We start from the raw sequence: 18240 nt of genomic DNA, 5'->3' as shown, positions 1-18240 counted from the left end.
TTGGAGACATGGACAATTTCTACGAAGAGGATGAAACCCTGGGTCTGATGAAGCGGTACAGGGAAATGCTTCTTCACAATGTCAACGAGTTTTTTGATTTATATGAGTTTGAAAGCATCATCAATTATTTCACCGATGAATATAATTACAAAGAGGCGTTGAAAGTCGTGAGCCTGGCAATCAGGCAACATCCGCATGCATCGCTTATGCGCCTGAAGCATGCACAACTGCTTATTGAAATCTCAAGGCCTGCCCGGGCGATCAGAATCCTGAAAACAATGGGCGATGAAGAGTCATCCAATTATGAACTGCACCTTGCCAAAGGCATCGCATACATTATGACAGGTAAACTTGAGGAGGCCCGTATATCATTCGACAAAGCGCTTGATCTGTGTGATGAGCTGAAGGATGAGCTGGCGTATAATATTGCACAGTCGTACATGCAGTATAATATGTATAATCTGGCTACTGAGTACTTGCTGCTGGCTTATCATTATAACCGGAATAACATCCTCGTACTATATGATCTTGGCCTGAGTTATGATAAACTGCAGGACCCTGAAAAGAGTCTGCTGTTTTACCAGAAATACCTCAATATGGATCCGTTTGCCGAGCATGTATGGAATAATATGGGCGTTATCCACAGCCGGCTTGGTGATTATGAACATGCACTCGAAGCCTTTGAGTTTGCCATTTCAATTAATGCCCAGTTTCTTCCTGCCTATTTTTCAAAGGCCGACATGTTTGTGATCAGCGGAAGGGTCAGGGAGGCCATTGATGTATATAATGAACTGATCAGGGAAGATAATTCAAATACCCGCGCTCTGTGCAACCTGGCAAACTGCTATGTTAGTACAGGTGATTTCTATGAAGCCCTCAGGTTGTTTAAAATTTCTCTCGACATCTCAAACGATTGTGCCGAGGCATTATATGGTTCAGGAATTGTGTATTTCAGGCAAAAAAGGTATACGCAAAGCATCACTGCAATAAAAAGAGCCATCGCCGTTGAGCCTGCCACTGCTGAGTACTGGCTGACACTTGGAGATCTGTACAACCGCACCCGGAAATTCAGCAAAGCCATTGATGCATATACAAGGGCTTCCGAACTCAACCCGGATGACCTGGATTCAAAATTTGCCTGTGCACAGGTTTATTTCAGGAAGAGAAGAATTCATGAAGCCATCTATATGATGATGCGCATCTTTGAAAAGCATCCCGATAATGTACTTGTAAACTACAGGCTCGCAGCTTACTATGCATATCAGCAAAATTTGTTTGAAGCCCAGCGGTTTTTTAAAAGAGCGCTTTGCCTGAACTTCAGTGAGCATGCTGAGATGTTCAGACATTTTCCAAAAACAAGGAATATCCAGGCATTCAGAACCATAATTGAAAATCATGGCCATTTAATTAATCCGGCCATCAAGATCAGCAAATAAACATATCATGACTATTACACTTCCTTACTTACCCCAGCGGCCTTCAAAGCCCCGTAATTCAGGTTTGACAATGATGATGGACAAAGGCCTGAGCACCGCAGAGGCTGAAAATTTTGTAGAGAATTGTGCACCTTACACCGATCTAATCAAGCTGGGTTTCGGTACTTCGGTTTTCTGCAGTAATGTGGAAAAGAAAGTAAAAATCTACCGAAATGCCGGTATCAGGGTTTATTTCGGTGGGACTCTTTTTGAAGCATATGCAATAAGAGGGATGTTTGATGAATACGTTAAAATGGTGAAAAGCTTTAACGTGGATACGGTTGAAGTTTCCGACGGATCAATGTATATGCATCACTCGACTAAGGTGGATTATATCAGCCGGCTTTCAAAGGATTTCACCGTATTATCCGAAGTAGGTTCGAAAGTTAAAGGTGTTGAAATTGCCGATGAAGTATGGGTTGAAATGATGCAGACGGAGCTGAATGCCGGATCATGGAAAGTGATTGCTGAGGCAAGAGAAAGCGGAACCACCGGAATATATAATAGCGATGGCAGTGCTAACGACAGCCTCATTAACCTGATAAAAGTTAAGCTGAATCCTGATGCTGTGATTTGGGAAGCACCTTCAAATAAGCAGCAGGCCTGGTTTATAAAGCTTATTGGACCCAATGTTAACCTTGGTAACATAGCAACCAACGATGTTATACCACTTGAGTGTTTGCGTGAAGGACTAAGAGGTGATACATTTCTAGATTTTCTTCCGGCTGAACTGAAACAGCAAAAGCCGGATTCGGCAAAATATCAGAAACTCGACTGAACTTCATGAAGATTTATGGCTTAATAGGTTATCCTTTATCCCATTCTTTTTCAGGCCGTTATTTTGCCGAAAAATTTGCCCGTGAGGGTATTACTGATTGCAAATACAATTTGTATCCGCTTGACCGGATTGAATCGCTCGTTTCATTGCTACGCGATGAAAAAGATCTCGCAGGTCTCAATGTGACAATTCCATACAAAGAAAAGGTATTGGATTTTCTTGATTCAACGGATGATTGTATTCAACAGATCGGAGCGGTTAACACCATAAAAATTTTCCGTGAAGGTTCCGATATACATCTTAAAGGCTACAATACCGATGTATATGGTTTTTCAGAATCACTGAAACCACTTCTCAAACCCGGGATTCAAAAGGCACTGGTGTTGGGCACGGGTGGTGCATCCAGGGCTGTAATGTATGCCTTGAATGAACTCGGTATCCGCGTGACAATGGTTTCGAGGAATCCTCGTGTGCCAGGTCATATCTCGTATGAAATGATTACAGCTGATGTAATGGCTGATCAGAGGCTCATTGTGAATACAACCCCTTCAGGTATGTTTCCCGATACCGGATCATGCCCGCCATTACCCTACGAATTCCTGACTTCAGGTCATGTCTTATTTGACCTTGTTTATAATCCTCCCGAAACACGGTTTATGACTGAAGGGAAACAAAAAAAAGCCACTGTTGTCAGTGGCTTACAAATGCTTTATCTGCAGGCGGATAAATCCTGGGAAATCTGGAACAGGCCTGATTACATCATAGCCTGAGATCCTGACATTTCCTGGAGCTTGGCGCTGAATTTTATTCCAAATTTATTCGCGTTTTCAGCCTTAAGCTCAAACTTCATTTTATCCTCAAGGATTACGAAATTGATGGCAGATCCTTCTGTAAGCGCGCCCGTTTTTTCCGTAATAATCAGCGTACTCTTACCTGCAAGTAATGAAACAACCTCAGGTAGTTGCTTGGTTCTGACAAATGGAACAAACAGGATATGACACTGCTGAATTTCCTGGGGTGTTTTGTAACGGATGACCTGGATATCCTGGGCTCCGACTTTCTTGCCTTTTGTATAGCTTTCAAGTTCACCGGCGACCTCACTGGTTCCGAGGATACCAATAATAAAGTTGCCTGTTCTGTAACTGGCAGGCCATTCGATCATACGGGAAAAATTATAAATAAATAGCGATTGGGCCTTTGGAATGGACGTCTGCATATATGCAGAGGTAGTTATTAAAATAGCAATAAGAAGGGTAGAAATTTTTTTCATTTCCGGTTAAAATTTTTCAGACACTATTTTATACGACCAAAATTTGAAATAGTTCCAGTTTGTATTGAGTTTGAAAAAGAGTTTGAAAAAGAGTTTGAAAAAGAGTTTGGAAAAGAGTTTGAAAAAGAAGTTTAATTAGTTCAAACGGCGAAGCATCAAACAGCGCAGCGTCAAACGGCGAAGCCTTCAAACAGCGCAGCGTCAAACGGCGAAGCCTTCAAACAGCGCAACGTCAAACGGCGAAGCCTTCAAACGGCGAAGCGTCAAACGGCGATCCTTCAAACAGCGAAGCGTCAAACGGCGAAGCCTTCAAACAGCAAAGCGCTCAAACAGCTCTTATTCCGGGAGGATACTCAATAGCCCAAAGCATCAGACCGTGTGCCGGAACGGAAGGACCGGCAAGGCTCCGGTTCCTGCCGTTAATTATCTTTTCAAGTTGACAAGAGTCCAGCTTGCCACGACCTATATCCAGAAGAGTTCCGACTATTGACCGGACCATGTTTCGTAAAAAGCGATCGGCTTTTATATTAAAAACCAGGTAGTTTTCTTCTTCACCCCATTCTGCCTCAACTATTTTGCAGTTATTCGTTTTTACGTCGCTGTGAAGTTTGCTGAAACTGGTGAAATCAGTATAATTTTTTAAAGTGGCGGCTACCTCATTCATAAGGCAGACATTGAGGCTAAAAGGATAAAAGAGGCTGATATCAGGGTAAAAGGGATCTTTTAACCGGGTCAGCCTGTATTTATAACTTCGCGAAATTGCCGTAAACCGCGCATGTGCATCCGGATTCACCTTGAAAATCGAATGTATTGCGATATCAGGGGGAAGTATGGCATTCAATTTATAGGTAAGATCAGCTTCGGGGAGTTTCAAGTCACAGTCAAAGTGGGCAACGTAATTATGGCCGTGAACTCCTGCATCTGTTCTGCCGGCTCCCGTTGTTTCAACAGGCTGACCGGTAAGCGTCGCCAGTCCTTTTTCAAGTTCCGCCTGCACTGTATTGGCATTAGGTTGAATCTGCCAGCCATGGTAGCGGGTTCCCTTAAATGACAATTCAATAAAATACCTGGGCATCCTGTCGCATTTATTCAAAAATAAGAAATTTAAGCAATTTACGATTTAGCGATTTACGATTGACGAAAATCCCTCTTAATACGGCTCTGTAATCGTAAATCTGAAATCGTAAATCGTCTAATTTTTTTATCAATATCTTTAACAATTTTTAACAGAAGCTATAATTCAGATATTCAATTATTTAACATACTTTAACCCTTGAAAAATCAGGCAGTGGTTCAAAAATTGTTACTTTCGCAATGATTTCAGGGTGTTTGCGAAGAGAAAAGCAACTTCAGCAAAACACGTAAAAAGGAAAAATTAATACAAACTGTTTGAATTATGGCGGATATTTCTATCCAGATTAAGGAATTGAATGAAAAGATTGAACGTGAAAGCGCTTTCATCGAGAGAATCAATCAGGAAATCAGAAAAGTTATTGTTGGGCAAAAGCATTTGATTGACGGTTTGCTCATCGGCTTGCTTTCTGACGGGCACGTTTTACTGGAAGGCGTTCCAGGTCTGGCAAAAACACTTGCAATCAATACCCTGGCTCACACTGTGAATGCAGCATTCAGCCGCATTCAGTTTACACCTGACCTGCTACCTGCCGATCTTATAGGGACCATGATCTACAGCCAGAAAAAAGAAGAATTCCAGGTTAGAAAAGGACCTATTTTCGCCAATTTTATCCTGGCTGATGAAATCAACCGTTCGCCGGCCAAAGTACAAAGTGCTTTGCTTGAGGCCATGCAGGAGAAGCAGGTTACAATCGGCAGCCAGTCGTTTGAACTGCCGAAACCTTTTATGGTCCTTGCCACCCAGAACCCGATTGAACAGGAAGGTACCTATCCTTTGCCTGAAGCCCAGGTCGACAGGTTCCTTCTTAAATTGGTCATCACTTACCCGGCTAAGGAAGAAGAGCGGATGATTATGCGTGAAAACATTGCAAAAAGCTTCCCTTCTCCGGATACCATTCTAACAACTGATGATATCCTCAGGTCCAGGGAAACCGTGAAGGAAGTTTATATGGATGAAAAAATCGAGCAGTATATACTCGATATTGTTTTTGCTACCCGTTTTCCTGCTGATTATCATTTGCAGCAGTTTAAAAACATGATTCATTACGGAGCCTCCCCAAGAGCAAGTATTAATATAGCCAAATCAGCCAAAGCTTACGCTTTTATTAAGCACAGGGGATTTGTAATTCCCGAAGATGTAAGGGCAGTGTGCCATGATGTGCTAAGGCATCGCATCGGCCTTACCTATGAAGCAGAAGCTGAGAATGTCTCAACAGAAGATATTATAACTGAAATATTAAATAATATTGAGGTTCCGTGATCCTATGCATCCCAGTGTAAAATACATCCTACCGGTATTATTGCTTTTTGCACTTACAGGTATCTGCTCATCCCAGAATTTCATTGGTATGAATCCCGATCAGATTGCTGCCGTTCTGAAGCAAACTAATCCCGATTTCAAGATCGATAAAAATGCGGTGAACCATACCTATAAGTACCTTAAGTATGTAGATAAAATCAGTGAGCAGACGATCCTGTTTTTTCTTACAGAAAAGAACATATGTACTTATGTTCGCTGGATGTCGGATTATTCAAACATAAATGACATGGTTGATATGCTGAATAAGAAATACAAAAAATCAGGAACTAACACCTGGTCATTTAATGATAAAGGACAAAATTTTTCAGTGAAGCTCGAAGAGGAGGAATGGTATTTTACGGTTACATTCAGGAAGAACTAGATGGAAGCAATGGAAACCACTGAATTACTGAAACGGGTCAGAAAGATTGAAATTAAAACAAGAGGGCTGTCACGCCAGATTTTTGCCGGTGAATATCATTCAGCTTTCAAGGGCAGGGGGATGGCTTTCAGTGAGGTAAGAGAATACCAGTATGGAGACGATTTCAGAAGTGTTGACTGGAACGTAACGGCCCGGTTTAATCACCCTTATATAAAAGTTTTCGAGGAAGAACGGGAATTAACCGTTATGCTTCTGATTGACGTAAGCGGATCGGGAGAATTCGGAACGCAGACAAGACTGAAAGCCGCGATGATTACTGAAATAGCTGCAGTATTATCTTTCTCCGCAATTCAGAATAACGATAAAGTAGGCGTAATCATGTTTTCTGACAAAATCGAACGGTTCATCCCTCCTAAAAAAGGCCGTCAGCATATCCTGAGGATTATCCGTGAATTAATCGATTTCAGACCAAAAAGTCGCAAAACCAATGTTACCATACCGTTGCGTTACCTTGTGAATGTGATCAAGAAACGCAGTACGGCATTCCTGATTACCGACTTTTTAGATGACAATTATGATGATGCACTCAAAATTGCAGCAAGGAAACATGACCTTGTCGGTTTGTGGGTATATGATGTGAGAGAACAGGAAATTCCATCCGTCGGGTTAATTAAAGTGAAAGATGCTGAAACGGGTGATTTGGCATGGCTTGACACATCCAGTGTTTCGGTGAGGAATGCTTACCGAGAAAATTATTTAAAAAAACAGGAAGACACTGTGGATTTGTTGCAAAAGAACGGAGTGGACTTTGCCAAAATAGCCGCTCATGAGGATTATGTTAAACCATTAATGCGGTTGTTTAATAAAAGGGCAAAATGAAAATAAGAAGTTTTTTTATATTCATTCTTTTGGCCCTGTATCCGGGTTTTGTATTCAACCAGGAGGTTGCCGTAAGAGCTCTTCTCGATACCAATAAGGCGTTGATAGGCGACCAGCTGAAACTTAAACTGGTTGTCAGCAAACCGGCAGGATCATGGAATATCACCTTTCCTGTTCTGAAGGATACAATAAATAAGCAGATTGAGATCATCTCAAAATCCAAAATTGATACTTCAAAAAACCCGGATGGCTTATCACTGTCCCAGGAGGTGGTTATCACGGTTTTTGATACCGGGTACTTTGAAATTCCTGCTTTACCCTTCGCTGTTTCTTCAGATAACCGGAAAGACACTCTGTCGACATTGCCGGTAGGTTTTCAGATGCTTTCTGTAAAAGCCGATTCAACGATCAGGGATATCAAGGGAATCTACAGGGAACCCATCGGTATCAGGGAAGTAGCTCCATTTGCTCTGGGTTTATTTATACTGGCTCTGGCCACATGGCTTTTGATCCGGTGGCTGAAAAAAAGAAAGAAAAAAGAGCCGGTATTCTATCACCACCAGGTGATTCAGGAACCAGCCAGTATAATAGCTTTGCGTGATCTGGAAAAGCTGCAGAATGAAAAGCCATGGCTGAATAACAGGATAAAGTATTTCCATATCCGTATTTCTGAGATACTCAGGGCTTATATCGAAAGACAATATGATATGGCGGCGATGGAGCAAACGACAGATGAAATTGTGGATACATTCCGGTCAAAAAAGATAGACACGCACGAAACGAAGAAACTCGAAGCCATTTTGCGGCTGGCAGATTATGTGAAATTTGCCAAGGTTATTCCTGATCCCGAACAAAATGCCATGCAGGTTGAGGAATCAATTGAATTTGTAAAGGAAACCTCGGCTGAAAATAAACCATCCTGATATGTATAACATAGAATTCGCCAATCCAAAGATATTATACCTGTTGTTGCTGGTTGTACCGGCAATAGCCTGGTATATCTACAGGCACAGGATGGTACAGGCTGAAATGCAAATGCCGGGTGTATCACAAATTGCCGGAATAAAGAAAACAATACGGATTTACCTGAGGCACATTCCTTTTATTTTCAGGATGCTTGTATTTATGCTACTTATCATTGCCCTTGCCAGGCCGCAAAGTACCAACCGCTGGCAGGACGAAACGGTTCAGGGAATTGACATCATGCTGGCACTCGATATTTCGGGAAGTATGCTGGCAGGCGATTTTTCACCAAACCGGATTGAAGCTTCCAAGGATGTGGCCTCCGAATTTATTTCCGGCCGGCCTTCTGACCGCATCGGCCTGGTTGTTTTTGGTGGAGAAAGTTTTACACAATGCCCACTTACAACGGACCATGGTGTATTGCTTAATTTGCTTCACCAGATAAATGTGGGTGTTATTGATGATCAGTCTACTGCAATCGGCCTCGGATTGGCAAATGCAGTTAAAAGACTCAAAGACAGCAATGCTAAAAGCCGGGTTGTAATCCTGGTTACGGACGGCGTAAATAACGCCGGATCTGTTGATCCTATAACAGCGGCTGAAATTGCCAAAACATTTGGTGTGAGAGTATATACAATTGGTGTGGGAACTATAGGAACAGCGCCTTTTCCCATGGTTGATCCCTGGGGAAGAACCGTATATCAGCAGATGGAAGTTGACATTGATGAGCCCATGCTGAGGCAGATATCTGCAATGACAAACGGAGCTTATTTCAGGGCAACCAATAATCAGAAACTGAAAGATATTTATGGCGAGATTGATAAACTTGAAAAATCAAAAATTGACGTTAAGCAATATTCCAGGAAACATGAAGAATTCGGGATTTTTGCTGCCGGCGCACTGTTATTCCTGCTTCTTGAGATATTAATGCGGTATACTGTTTTAAGATCAGTAACATAACGAAAAGGCAATGTTTAATTTTGAACATAAAATATATCTTCTCTTATTATTGATTCTGCCGGTATTGGCGGGGATGTACCTTTATTACCAGTTCCGTCGCAGGAAGGACCTTAAAAAGCTGGGTAATCCGGAAGTGATTGGAGTGCTGATTCCGGATTATTCATCATTTCGGAACAATCTGAAGTTTATCCTTCTTCTTGCAGCAGTGTCATTAATCATTATAGCCCTGGCAGGTCCCCGTTTCGGCTCAAAGCTTACCCAGGTAAAACACGAGGGTGTGGATGTGATCGTTGCCCTTGATGTATCAAACAGCATGCTGGCCGAGGATATAAAACCAAACAGGCTTGAACGTGCAAAGCATGAGCTTTCAAGAATGCTCGACAGGTTACAGAATGACCGTATCGGGCTTATAGTATTTGCCGGTGAAGCCTACACCCAAATTCCGATTACTAACGATTACCTGTCGGCAAAGATTTTTCTTTCAGGAATAAATACCCAGATGATCTCCAAACAGGGAACGGCTATAGCTGATGCAATAGATCTTGGTATCCGATCGTTTAATCCGCAGTCGAAAGCCGGTAAAGCCATTGTGATTATTAGTGATGGCGAAAACCATGAAGGCGGTGTTGAACAGGCATGTCAAAAAGCCGTCGACAAGGGAATCCGAATATATACAGTTGGAATGGGTTCAGAAGAAGGTGTCAGAATACCGGATCCTGATAACAATTCATTTTCGAGGGATTTTAAACGCGACAAAGACGGAAATTTTATTATTACCCGGTTAAATGAGCAAATGCTGAAAGATATAGCCCGTGACGGAAAGGGCAAATATTACAGAGCAACTTCAGTTGACCTGGGACTCAATACCCTGATGGCCGATTTAAATAAACTCGATAAAGCAGGTGCAGAACTGACGGAGTATTCCGAATATGAACAGCAGTTCCAGGGTGTATTATGGATTGTTCTTGTTTTGCTCGTTGTTGAATTTGTGATCCTGGGAAGAAAGAATAAATGGTTGAAGAATTTTAAGATTTTTGATGTTTCAAGGAATTCGCTATGAGGGGTTTCGTTTTTATATTACTTGTCTTATTTGCTGTGAGCGGGTATTCACAACAGGGCAAAAAGTACGTCCGTAAGGGAAACAGCGATTATAAAGATGGCAAATATCAGCAGGCAGAGGTTGAATACAGGAGAGCGCTTGAAAAAGATCCGGCTTCATTCAGGGCTGATTATAACCTGGGAAATTCGCTTTACAAACAAAATCAGTATGATGCGGCAGCAGGAAGATACTCATCCCTTATTGAAAAAAAGAAAAATGCAAGTGATGCTTCCAGGTATTATTACAACCTTGGTAACACTATGTTTCAGAGTAAAAAATACAGTGAGAGTGTTGATGCCTATAAAAATGCCCTGCGAAAGAATCCGCATGATGTAGATGCAAAACATAACCTGCAGCTGGCAATGAAAATGCTTCAGAATCAGCAGCAGCAACAAAAGCAGCAACAAAATCAGAATAACAAGGAAAATAAGCAGAACCAGGAAAACCAGCCGCAGCAAAAGGACCAGAAGGATCAAAAAAACGACAATCAGGATAGTCAGAAAGATAACCCGGAACAGCAGCAACAGCAAGAGCAGCAGGACGCAGAAAACCGCCAGCCTCAATCAGTTAAAGGCCAGATTTCTCCTGAAGATGCCGAACGGATTCTGCAAGCCCTTGAGAACGAAGAAAAACAGGTTATGCAAAAAGTACAGGAAAAGAAAGAAAAAATTCATAAAACACCTTTGGATAAAAACTGGTAAGACAACAGGAATTAAACATGCGTACATTACAGGTTATCATATTACTTATCTTTTCAGGATTTTTGAAGGCACAGGATGTTGAATTCTCTGCAGAGGCATCCCCAAATGTGCTGCGAGTAGGAGATCAGTTTAACCTTATTTTTAGTGCAAATGAGGAAATGGCGGCATTTGCAATGCCTGATTTACGCGACTTTCAACTTTTGGGTGGACCAAGCCAGGGTCATAGCCAGAGTGTATCTTCAATCAATGGCAAGATTACAACCACATCGAGTTATCAGTATACCTATTTTCTGAGAGCGGTCAAAGAAGGTAAATTCACCATCAGCCCGGCATCAATCAAGGTAAAGAACAAGGTTTATAAATCGAACCCGATTACAGTTGAAGTATTGAAGGCCTCAGCGTCATCATCAGCCCCCGCTCAGAATACAGGAGGTTCCGGAACCCGGCAGAACGGGCAGGTGAGCGAAAATGATTTGTTTGTAAAGCTTCTGCTTGATAAGACAGAGGCTTACATAGGTGAACAGATCATGGCCACAGTTAAAATATACACGAAAACAAATCTGGCCGGTATTGACCAGGCTTTTAAAGGACCTGATTTTACGGGCTTCTTTACTGAACCCATTGAAACTCCGCCGCTGAGAAACCTTGAGCGTGAAAATGTAAACGGTGATATTTTCGGTACCGGTGTGATCAGGCGTGTATTGATTATTCCGCAGAAAACCGGCCAGCTGACAGTTGAACCTTTTGATCTTGACGTAGCACTGAGGCGTGAAGTAAGGCGCAGGGTAGCGGATCCGTTTTTCGATGATTTTTCAATTCCTGATATCCAGGAAATTCCCGTTACCCTTAAAAGCAAGCCTGTAAAGATTAATGTCAAGCCACTTCCTCCCAATGCACCTCCAACTTTTAAAGGAGCGGTAGGATTATTTAAAATCAGTTCTTCACTCAATAATACGGTGACAGCCTCCAATGAACCGCTTACTCTGAAAGTTGTCATTTCCGGAACCGGTAACCTGAAACTCATCAACGATATGGTGGTGAATGTTCCTTATGACATGGAACGATATGATCCGGTAATTAACACGAAGATGGACAATGCTCTTTCCGGTTCAAAAAGCTTTGAGTACATGATCATGCCCAAAAGGGCAGGGCAGTATACTATTCCTGGAGTTGAATTTACCTATTTCGATGCCCGTGCAGGACAGTATAAAACTATTAAAACCGAATCCTATACGGTAACTGTTGAGAAGGGGCAGGGTGATTCACTAATTACAATGGCACCAGGAACAAATAAAGAGGATGTTAAACTGCTGAACAGCGATATACGGTTTATTAAAACAAAACAGGGCACCCTCAAAACCATGTCGGCATACCTCGCCACTTCAGCATTGTATTATCTGACCTATGTACTGTTAATTATCATATTCATTGTCCTGGTACTCATCCGAAAAAGAATTTCAGCTCAACACGCTGATATAATTGGTATGAAGTTGAGAAAGGCTGACCAGTATGCGAGAAAGAGGTTAAGAAAATGTGAAACATTGTTGAAGCAGGGAAATAGCGCCGCATTCTATGAAGAAATGCTTGGAGCACTTTGGGGCTATATCAGTGATAAACTGAGCATCCCTGTTTCTGTTCTGTCCAAAGATAATGCCCGGACTTCCCTGATGAACAGATCAGTCAGCGATGAACTGATCGACCAGTTATTCCGGATTATTGATCACTGTGAAATGGCAAGGTATGGCTTTTCAGCAGGCGAAACTGACAAAGAACAGCTATATCATGATGCTATTAAGGTTATTACATCACTTCAGCAGAAACTAAGATAAATTGAATGAATCAGGCTATGAGTCAGTGTTATAAAATCAGGTATTTTTTATTGGCAGTGCTTACCATTCTGACCTGTTTTCCGGCATCTCAAGTATCCGGAGCTGCCGTTACCGATTCACTTATGGCTAAAGGTAATGAGTATTATATGCAGCGTCAATACGAAATGGCAGAAAAATACTACGGTCGGATTCTGGAACTCGGTTATGAATCATATGACCTGTATTATAACCTTGGTAACACACTGTACAAGCAGGATAAGGTTGCAGCAGCCATTCTGTATTATGAGAAAGCCCTTCAGATCAAACCTGGAGACGATGATACAAAGCATAATCTTGCACTTGCAAATGCGAAAATTGTAGATAAAATAGATGTGATTCCTGAGTTTTTCATGATCAGGTGGGTAAAAGCTCTAAGAGGCGTTTTTTCACCCGATCAGTGGGCTGTTATCTGTATTATCTTGTTTATGGGCAGTTTATCAGGATTTACCTTGTTTTACTTCGGACAACATACCGGCTTAAGAAGAACTGGTTTAAATACAGGAATTTCCCTGATTTTTCTTACAACCCTTTCTTTTCTGTTCATGTTTGGCAGAATCAAAAACATCAAAGAACATTCAAGTGGCATAATCATGACTCCGTCGGTTAATGCAAGAAGCTCGCCCGATGAGCAAAGCACCAACGTATTTGTGCTGCATGAAGGAACAAAAGTAATGATACGCGACAGCGTTCAGAACTGGAAAGAAATCAAAATTGCAAACGGAAATACAGGCTGGATCCCGGAAGAGGCGCTGGAGGAGATTTGAAAAGGTTATAGGCTATAGGCTATAGGCTATTATGTATAGGCTATAGTCCACAGCCTAAGACCTGCAGCCTAGTTCTTCAGCCAATTCATAATCTTCTCAGAATACGGTTTTTCCTTTGGGTTAGCATAACCTACAAGCTGACCCTTTTCGTCGATCATGTATTTCTGGAAATTCCAGCTTACGTCTGAATCCATTTTTCCATTGAGTTCTTTTTCAGTAAGCCATTTATAAAGCGGATCCATATCCTTGCCCTTTACCGAAATCTTTGACATCATCGGGAAAGTCACCCCGTAGTTTTTCGTACAGAAAGTCTTGATCTCATCATTGGAGCCCGGTTCCTGTCCCATGAAGTTATTGGCGGGGAAACCAATAATTACGAAATTCTTATTCTTGTATTCTTCGTAAAGCTTTTCAAGATCGGAATATTGAGGAGTATTACCACATTTGGATGCAGTGTTCACAACCAGTACTTTTTTACCTTTCAGTGATGAAAGATCAAAAGGTTTACCATCAATGTCTTTAACCTTAAAATCATAAAAAGATTTAGCCTGTTGGGCAAATTGTGGTGCAGAAATCATAAAAAATAATGTTAGAAGAAAAACTAATTTTTTCATTTTTGTTATATTTAGTATACTGACGATAAAACAGATAACGGACGGGAATGTTTAGAACAATTTGATGTTTGAGATTTGAAGTTCTAACCAGCACCAGTCACCAGTCACTAATCACTATCTTGATACACAAAAACATCCATATTACCGGTCGCGTGCAGGGCGTAGGTTTCCGCTATGCCACACGGAATGCGGCCCGCCAATTTTCGGTTACCGGTTTTGTGAGGAATCTGCCGGACGGAAATGTATACATTGAAGCCGAAAGCACCCCTGAACAGATGGAACTTTTCATATCCTGGTGTTGGGAAGGACCACCCAGGGCTGATGTAAAATACCTGGATTTAACGGACGGGGAGGTGAGAGGGTTTGAGGAGTTTGTGATAAAATGAAGAATGAAGAATGAAGAATGAAGAATGAAATAATGAATAATGGATGGACAATCGGGAATCAGTAATCGGTATCGAACTCTGAACTCTGAACACCGAACACCGAATAGCGAACACCCCTCCACAACCATACCCGATGGGAGATTGTTATTCATAAGATGAACGCTATATTTGCATAAATTTTTCGTCTTGGATAACCATCTTATAACACGGCAGCGCCTTCCGCACTGGATGAAAATGAAACGGGCCAACGGGGAAACCTATTCCCGGGTAAAAAATTTGGTCCTCCGCCAGAATCTTCACACCATCTGCACAAGCGGAAACTGTCCGAACATTGGCGAATGCTGGAATCACGGCACAGCCACATTCATGATACTGGGAAACATCTGCACCCGCAGGTGCAAATTCTGTTCCGTGCCCACAGGAAAACCACTGGCAGTCGACTGGAGCGAACCCGACAGGCTGGCGGAGTCCGTAAAAACAATGAGTGTGAAGCATTGTGTGATTACATCGGTTGACAGGGATGACCTGGAGGATTTGGGTGCCGGATTATGGACCGCCGCCATCAGGAGGGTAAAACAAGTCAATCCTGAAACCACGATGGAAGTGCTTATTCCCGATTTCCAGGGCCGCAAAGAACTGGTTGGGAGAATTATCGATGAAAAACCTGAAGTAATTTCCCATAATCTTGAAACAGTTGAACGCTTAAGTCGCCAGATAAGGAGCAAAGCCCGTTATCACATCAGTCTCGAAGTTTTAAGGCATATTGCTGATTCAGGGATCACTGCAAAGTCGGGTATTATGCTTGGATTAGGCGAACGAGAAGATGAAGTTCTGGCAACCATGGACAATTTGTTAGAGGCGGGTGTAAAAGTGATGACAATCGGTCAGTATCTGCAGCCCACCCTTGATCACATGCCGGTAGCGGAATACATCCATCCTGATGTTTTTCAGAAGTACAATGAGATAGGAATTGGCAAAGGATTTGTTGTAGTTGAAAGCAGCCCGCTCGTAAGATCATCTTATCATGCGGAAAAACATATAGTATGAGAAAATCCCTTTTGCTTGTTTTCCTTTTCTTCACTGCAATCCGGCTCTATTCGCAGGCGGAAACCGATTCGTCGGTTTATAATAAAGGACTGAAACTTTTATATGCTGCCAATACAGCTGAAAAATATTCCGAAGCGGCCGGTTACTTTGCCAGGGTGGCTGAACAAAATCCTTCCCACTGGCTGGCGAATTACTATACAGCGCTTTCCTATATACTGGGGGGCCAGTTGCATGGTGACCAGAAATTCAGGGATGCCTTGCTTGATAAGGCACAACCATTTATCGACAGAGCGCAGGCTCTGAAAAGGGATGATCCTGAGAATTTAGTATTGCAGGCTTTGCTTTACCAGGTGAGGCTGCAGATTGAGCCAGAGGGCAGGGCAATAACCATGTCGCAAAAAGCGGAATCCATACTGAAAAAAGCAATTGCTGTTGATTCAGCAAATCCAAGAGCATATTTTCTGCTGGCTAACAATATTTATTATACACCTGCTGTATTTAAAGGAGGTGCTAAAAATGCGCTACCTGTTTTTATGAAGGCCGAAGAAAAGTTCAGGGACTATAAGGTCACCTCTTCTTTTTTACCTGACTGGGGCAGGACGCAGAATGAAGAAATGATACGGCAATGTAATAAAGAAAAGAATAAGAGTAGTTTATAGCAACATTCAGGCGGGTATTTCGTAATTTTAGTACAAACCAAAAACCCGCTATATGGAAATGAATCAATGCCCCAAAACCCCTGCTTGCCCTATTTTTAATGGAATTCTTAAAGGGACTGAATTTACGGAAGTATATCGTAAACAGTACTGCCTGGCCGGTGAGGAAGGCCGGAACCGCTGCAGGCGGTTCCAGGTAGCCACAAAGGTCGGTATGTGTCCTCCGAATGTGTTGCCTAATTCAACCAAAACAGTGGATGAAATTGTTGCCGAAATGAAAAAAAACGGTGTCTTGTAGAGACGCGATGCATCGCGTCTCTATAATAATTCCGCATGCCTGTAACACATCGTTATATGATCGTTGACCATACCAATCGATTGCATAAAGGCATATAAAATGGTGGATCCGGCGAATTTAAAGCCACGCCGGATCATATCCTTACTCATGGCGTCAGAAACCGCTGAAGTAACCGGGATATCTTTCATTTCTTTCCAGTGATTCTGGATTGTTTTACCGTCTGAAAAACTCCAGATGTAGTTCGAAAAACTCCCGAACTCTTTGCGAACTTCCTGTGCAATGCGTGCATTCTGAATAACTGCCGGAATTTTAAGCCGGTTTCTCACGATGCCGGGATTTGCCATTAATGAATCAATTTTTTGCTGATCATAAAGGGCAACCTTGTCAATGTTAAAGTTGTCAAATGCTGCCCTGAATGCCTCCCTTTTATTCAGAATGGTATTCCAGCTCAGCCCCGCCTGGAAGCAGTCGAGGGAGAACATCTCAAATACCCTGTTCTCATCATATAAAGGCACACCCCATTCCTCATCATGGTATTGATTCATCAACGGGTAATTCCTTGACCATCCGCACCGGCTTAATTCATCCATACTATTATTTTTTATTCAACAAACACGGCGGTTCCTGCAGCCGTTACCATCAACATGCTGCCGTTTGAGCCTACCGTTTCATAATCAAGGTCAACACCTACAACGGCATTGGCGCCCATTCTGCGTGCATTTTCTTCCATTTCGCTGAGCGCATTCTGTTTGGCTTCTCTCAATACTTCTTCATAGGATCCTGAGCGGCCTCCGACAATATCTCTTATACCTGCAAACAGGTCACGGAAAAGGTTTGCACCAATGATCGCTTCGCCGCTGACAATGCCATAATAACGGGTGATTTTCTTACCATCCAGGTTTGGGGTGGTAGTGACGATAAGGTTCTGCATAATCATGTAAATTAAGTAATGTAATAGAGTTTTAAATTACCAAATGGTTCAATTGACAAGCAATTTATTCAATTTTTCTTTATTTATTATGGTGATTTCGCGTCTTTCAACCTTCAGCATGCCTTCTTGTTCCATTTCAGCGAATGCCCGCGCCAGCGAAGGCCTGGCTACTCCAAAAAAATCAGCCAGTTCAGTCTGTGATTGATTAAGGATAATTTTATCGTTTCCGGGTTTTAATCCGGAAAGGATGTAATTGGCAATCTTTTCACGAATCGACTTAAAAGACAGGAAACGGATCTTATTTGAAAGGAATTGGGTTCGGCTTGAAATTGCGTTGAGATAATTGCGCAAAACCACCTGGCTTTTTTGCAGCAGGTAGATCAGTACATCGCGGGGGATGACCATAATGGTCGATGGTTCGTTTGCGATGATATCAACCGGGTAGCGGTTTTCCCTGCCGAAAATAAACGCCACTGCCAGCGGGCGGGGTGCTGGAATATCTTCAATCTTCAGCTTCCGTCCTGAAAAATCAGTCATTTCTCCTCTCACCGCTCCGGCAACCACTATGAGCATATCATTGCAAAGGTCGTTGCTATAGGCAATGTATTCGTCCCTGCCATATTCTTTCAGCCGAAAAGGCTTCTCAGTCATTAAATCACTGATGTCCTTTTCAGTAAGTCCTTTGAAGATATTCGTTTGCGATAATGCCCTGAAAAAATTTTCCATAAAAATGAA

22 protein-coding genes are annotated in these 18240 nt (G+C 42.2%); 16 read left to right on the top strand and 6 right to left on the bottom strand.

The features are described 5' to 3' along the window. Positions 1 to 8 precede the first annotated feature (8 nt). From VK179_00330 to VK179_00320, 3 genes are read left to right on the top strand one after another with little or no spacing between them, the layout of a single operon-like run. The gene (locus VK179_00330) at positions 9 to 1436 is read left to right on the top strand and encodes a tetratricopeptide repeat protein (GenBank protein ID HLO57164.1); all 1428 of its coding nucleotides are present in this window, start codon (positions 9 to 11) and stop codon (positions 1434 to 1436) included. A gap of 7 nt (positions 1437 to 1443) precedes the next feature. Beyond that, positions 1444 to 2253 (top strand): phosphosulfolactate synthase, encoded by an 810-nt coding sequence (locus tag VK179_00325; GenBank protein HLO57163.1) that lies wholly within the window; start codon positions 1444 to 1446, stop codon positions 2251 to 2253. 5 nt (positions 2254 to 2258) lie between these two features. Further along, the gene (locus VK179_00320) at positions 2259 to 3023 is read left to right on the top strand and encodes a shikimate dehydrogenase (GenBank protein HLO57162.1); all 765 of its coding nucleotides are present in this window, start codon (positions 2259 to 2261) and stop codon (positions 3021 to 3023) included. On the opposite strand, the gene VK179_00315 is transcribed toward VK179_00320, so the two are convergent. Next, positions 3008 to 3523 (bottom strand): YfiR family protein, encoded by a 516-nt coding sequence (locus tag VK179_00315; protein ID HLO57161.1) that lies wholly within the window; start codon positions 3521 to 3523, stop codon positions 3008 to 3010. The genes VK179_00320 and VK179_00315 overlap by 16 nt on opposite strands. A gap of 325 nt (positions 3524 to 3848) precedes the next feature. Further along, a complete protein-coding gene (gene truA, locus VK179_00310) occupies positions 3849 to 4598 on the bottom strand; it encodes a tRNA pseudouridine(38-40) synthase TruA (protein ID HLO57160.1) in 750 nt (249 codons plus the stop codon). Between the two features lie 321 nt (positions 4599 to 4919). On the opposite strand from truA, the gene VK179_00305 reads away from it, so the two are divergent. From VK179_00305 to VK179_00265, 9 genes are read left to right on the top strand one after another with little or no spacing between them, the layout of a single operon-like run. After that, on the top strand, positions 4920 to 5918 hold the full coding sequence (locus VK179_00305) for an AAA family ATPase (GenBank protein HLO57159.1): 999 nt from the start codon (positions 4920 to 4922) through the stop codon (positions 5916 to 5918). 4 nt (positions 5919 to 5922) lie between these two features. After that, complete coding sequence (locus VK179_00300) at positions 5923 to 6339, top strand: hypothetical protein (GenBank protein HLO57158.1); 417 nt, start codon at positions 5923 to 5925, stop codon at positions 6337 to 6339. A gap of 9 nt (positions 6340 to 6348) precedes the next feature. Beyond that, on the top strand, positions 6349 to 7218 hold the full coding sequence (locus VK179_00295; protein ID HLO57157.1) for a DUF58 domain-containing protein: 870 nt from the start codon (positions 6349 to 6351) through the stop codon (positions 7216 to 7218). Then, a complete protein-coding gene (locus VK179_00290; GenBank protein ID HLO57156.1) occupies positions 7215 to 8141 on the top strand; it encodes a hypothetical protein in 927 nt (308 codons plus the stop codon). The genes VK179_00295 and VK179_00290 overlap by 4 nt, the downstream gene beginning before the upstream one ends. Position 8142: 1 nt before the next feature. Beyond that, complete coding sequence (locus tag VK179_00285; GenBank protein ID HLO57155.1) at positions 8143 to 9141, top strand: VWA domain-containing protein; 999 nt, start codon at positions 8143 to 8145, stop codon at positions 9139 to 9141. A 10-nt stretch (positions 9142 to 9151) separates the two neighbouring features. Next, a complete protein-coding gene (locus tag VK179_00280) occupies positions 9152 to 10201 on the top strand; it encodes a VWA domain-containing protein (protein HLO57154.1) in 1050 nt (349 codons plus the stop codon). Further along, positions 10198 to 10941: a tetratricopeptide repeat protein gene (locus VK179_00275; protein ID HLO57153.1), complete on the top strand. Its 744-nt coding sequence runs from the start codon at positions 10198 to 10200 to the stop codon at positions 10939 to 10941. Before VK179_00280 ends, VK179_00275 begins: the two co-directional genes overlap by 4 nt. A gap of 17 nt (positions 10942 to 10958) precedes the next feature. After that, positions 10959 to 12770 carry a BatD family protein gene (locus tag VK179_00270; protein HLO57152.1) on the top strand — a complete coding sequence of 604 codons (1812 nt, stop codon included), beginning with the start codon at positions 10959 to 10961 and terminating at the stop codon, positions 12768 to 12770. 17 nt (positions 12771 to 12787) lie between these two features. Beyond that, a complete protein-coding gene (locus tag VK179_00265) occupies positions 12788 to 13573 on the top strand; it encodes a tetratricopeptide repeat protein (protein ID HLO57151.1) in 786 nt (261 codons plus the stop codon). A gap of 68 nt (positions 13574 to 13641) precedes the next feature. Here VK179_00265 and VK179_00260 read toward each other — a convergent pair whose 3' ends face one another. Further along, positions 13642 to 14151, bottom strand: a complete 510-nt coding sequence (locus tag VK179_00260; protein HLO57150.1) for a glutathione peroxidase — start codon at positions 14149 to 14151, stop codon at positions 13642 to 13644. Between the two features lie 155 nt (positions 14152 to 14306). Between VK179_00260 and VK179_00255 the strand changes: the two genes are divergently transcribed. From VK179_00255 to VK179_00240, 4 genes are all read left to right on the top strand, one after another. Further along, positions 14307 to 14573: an acylphosphatase gene (locus VK179_00255; GenBank protein ID HLO57149.1), complete on the top strand. Its 267-nt coding sequence runs from the start codon at positions 14307 to 14309 to the stop codon at positions 14571 to 14573. 186 nt (positions 14574 to 14759) lie between these two features. Then, positions 14760 to 15620, top strand: coding sequence for a lipoyl synthase (gene lipA / locus VK179_00250; GenBank protein HLO57148.1), 861 nt, complete (start codon positions 14760 to 14762; stop codon positions 15618 to 15620). Beyond that, positions 15617 to 16279 (top strand): hypothetical protein, encoded by a 663-nt coding sequence (locus VK179_00245; protein ID HLO57147.1) that lies wholly within the window; start codon positions 15617 to 15619, stop codon positions 16277 to 16279. The genes lipA and VK179_00245 overlap by 4 nt, the downstream gene beginning before the upstream one ends. Before the next feature lie 52 nt (positions 16280 to 16331). Beyond that, positions 16332 to 16574 (top strand): hypothetical protein, encoded by a 243-nt coding sequence (locus VK179_00240; GenBank protein ID HLO57146.1) that lies wholly within the window; start codon positions 16332 to 16334, stop codon positions 16572 to 16574. A 20-nt stretch (positions 16575 to 16594) separates the two neighbouring features. Here the strand turns inward: VK179_00240 and VK179_00235 are convergent, their stop codons facing one another. Genes VK179_00235 through VK179_00225 form a run of 3 tightly spaced genes read right to left on the bottom strand, consistent with a single transcriptional unit; the run spans position 16595 to position 18231 of the window. Continuing rightward, positions 16595 to 17164, bottom strand: coding sequence for a DNA-3-methyladenine glycosylase I (locus VK179_00235; protein ID HLO57145.1), 570 nt, complete (start codon positions 17162 to 17164; stop codon positions 16595 to 16597). An 11-nt stretch (positions 17165 to 17175) separates the two neighbouring features. Then, positions 17176 to 17505, bottom strand: a complete 330-nt coding sequence (locus tag VK179_00230; protein ID HLO57144.1) for a heavy metal-binding domain-containing protein — start codon at positions 17503 to 17505, stop codon at positions 17176 to 17178. A 48-nt stretch (positions 17506 to 17553) separates the two neighbouring features. Next, positions 17554 to 18231 carry a Crp/Fnr family transcriptional regulator gene (locus VK179_00225; GenBank protein ID HLO57143.1) on the bottom strand — a complete coding sequence of 226 codons (678 nt, stop codon included), beginning with the start codon at positions 18229 to 18231 and terminating at the stop codon, positions 17554 to 17556. Positions 18232 to 18240: the final 9 nt, after the last annotated feature.

The sequence above is a fragment of the Bacteroidales bacterium genome, assembly GCA_035299085.1.
Classification (GTDB): domain Bacteria; phylum Bacteroidota; class Bacteroidia; order Bacteroidales; family UBA10428; genus UBA5072.
The sequence above is the reverse complement of the archived record's forward strand: the minus strand, read 5'-3'. Positions and strand labels throughout refer to the sequence as shown.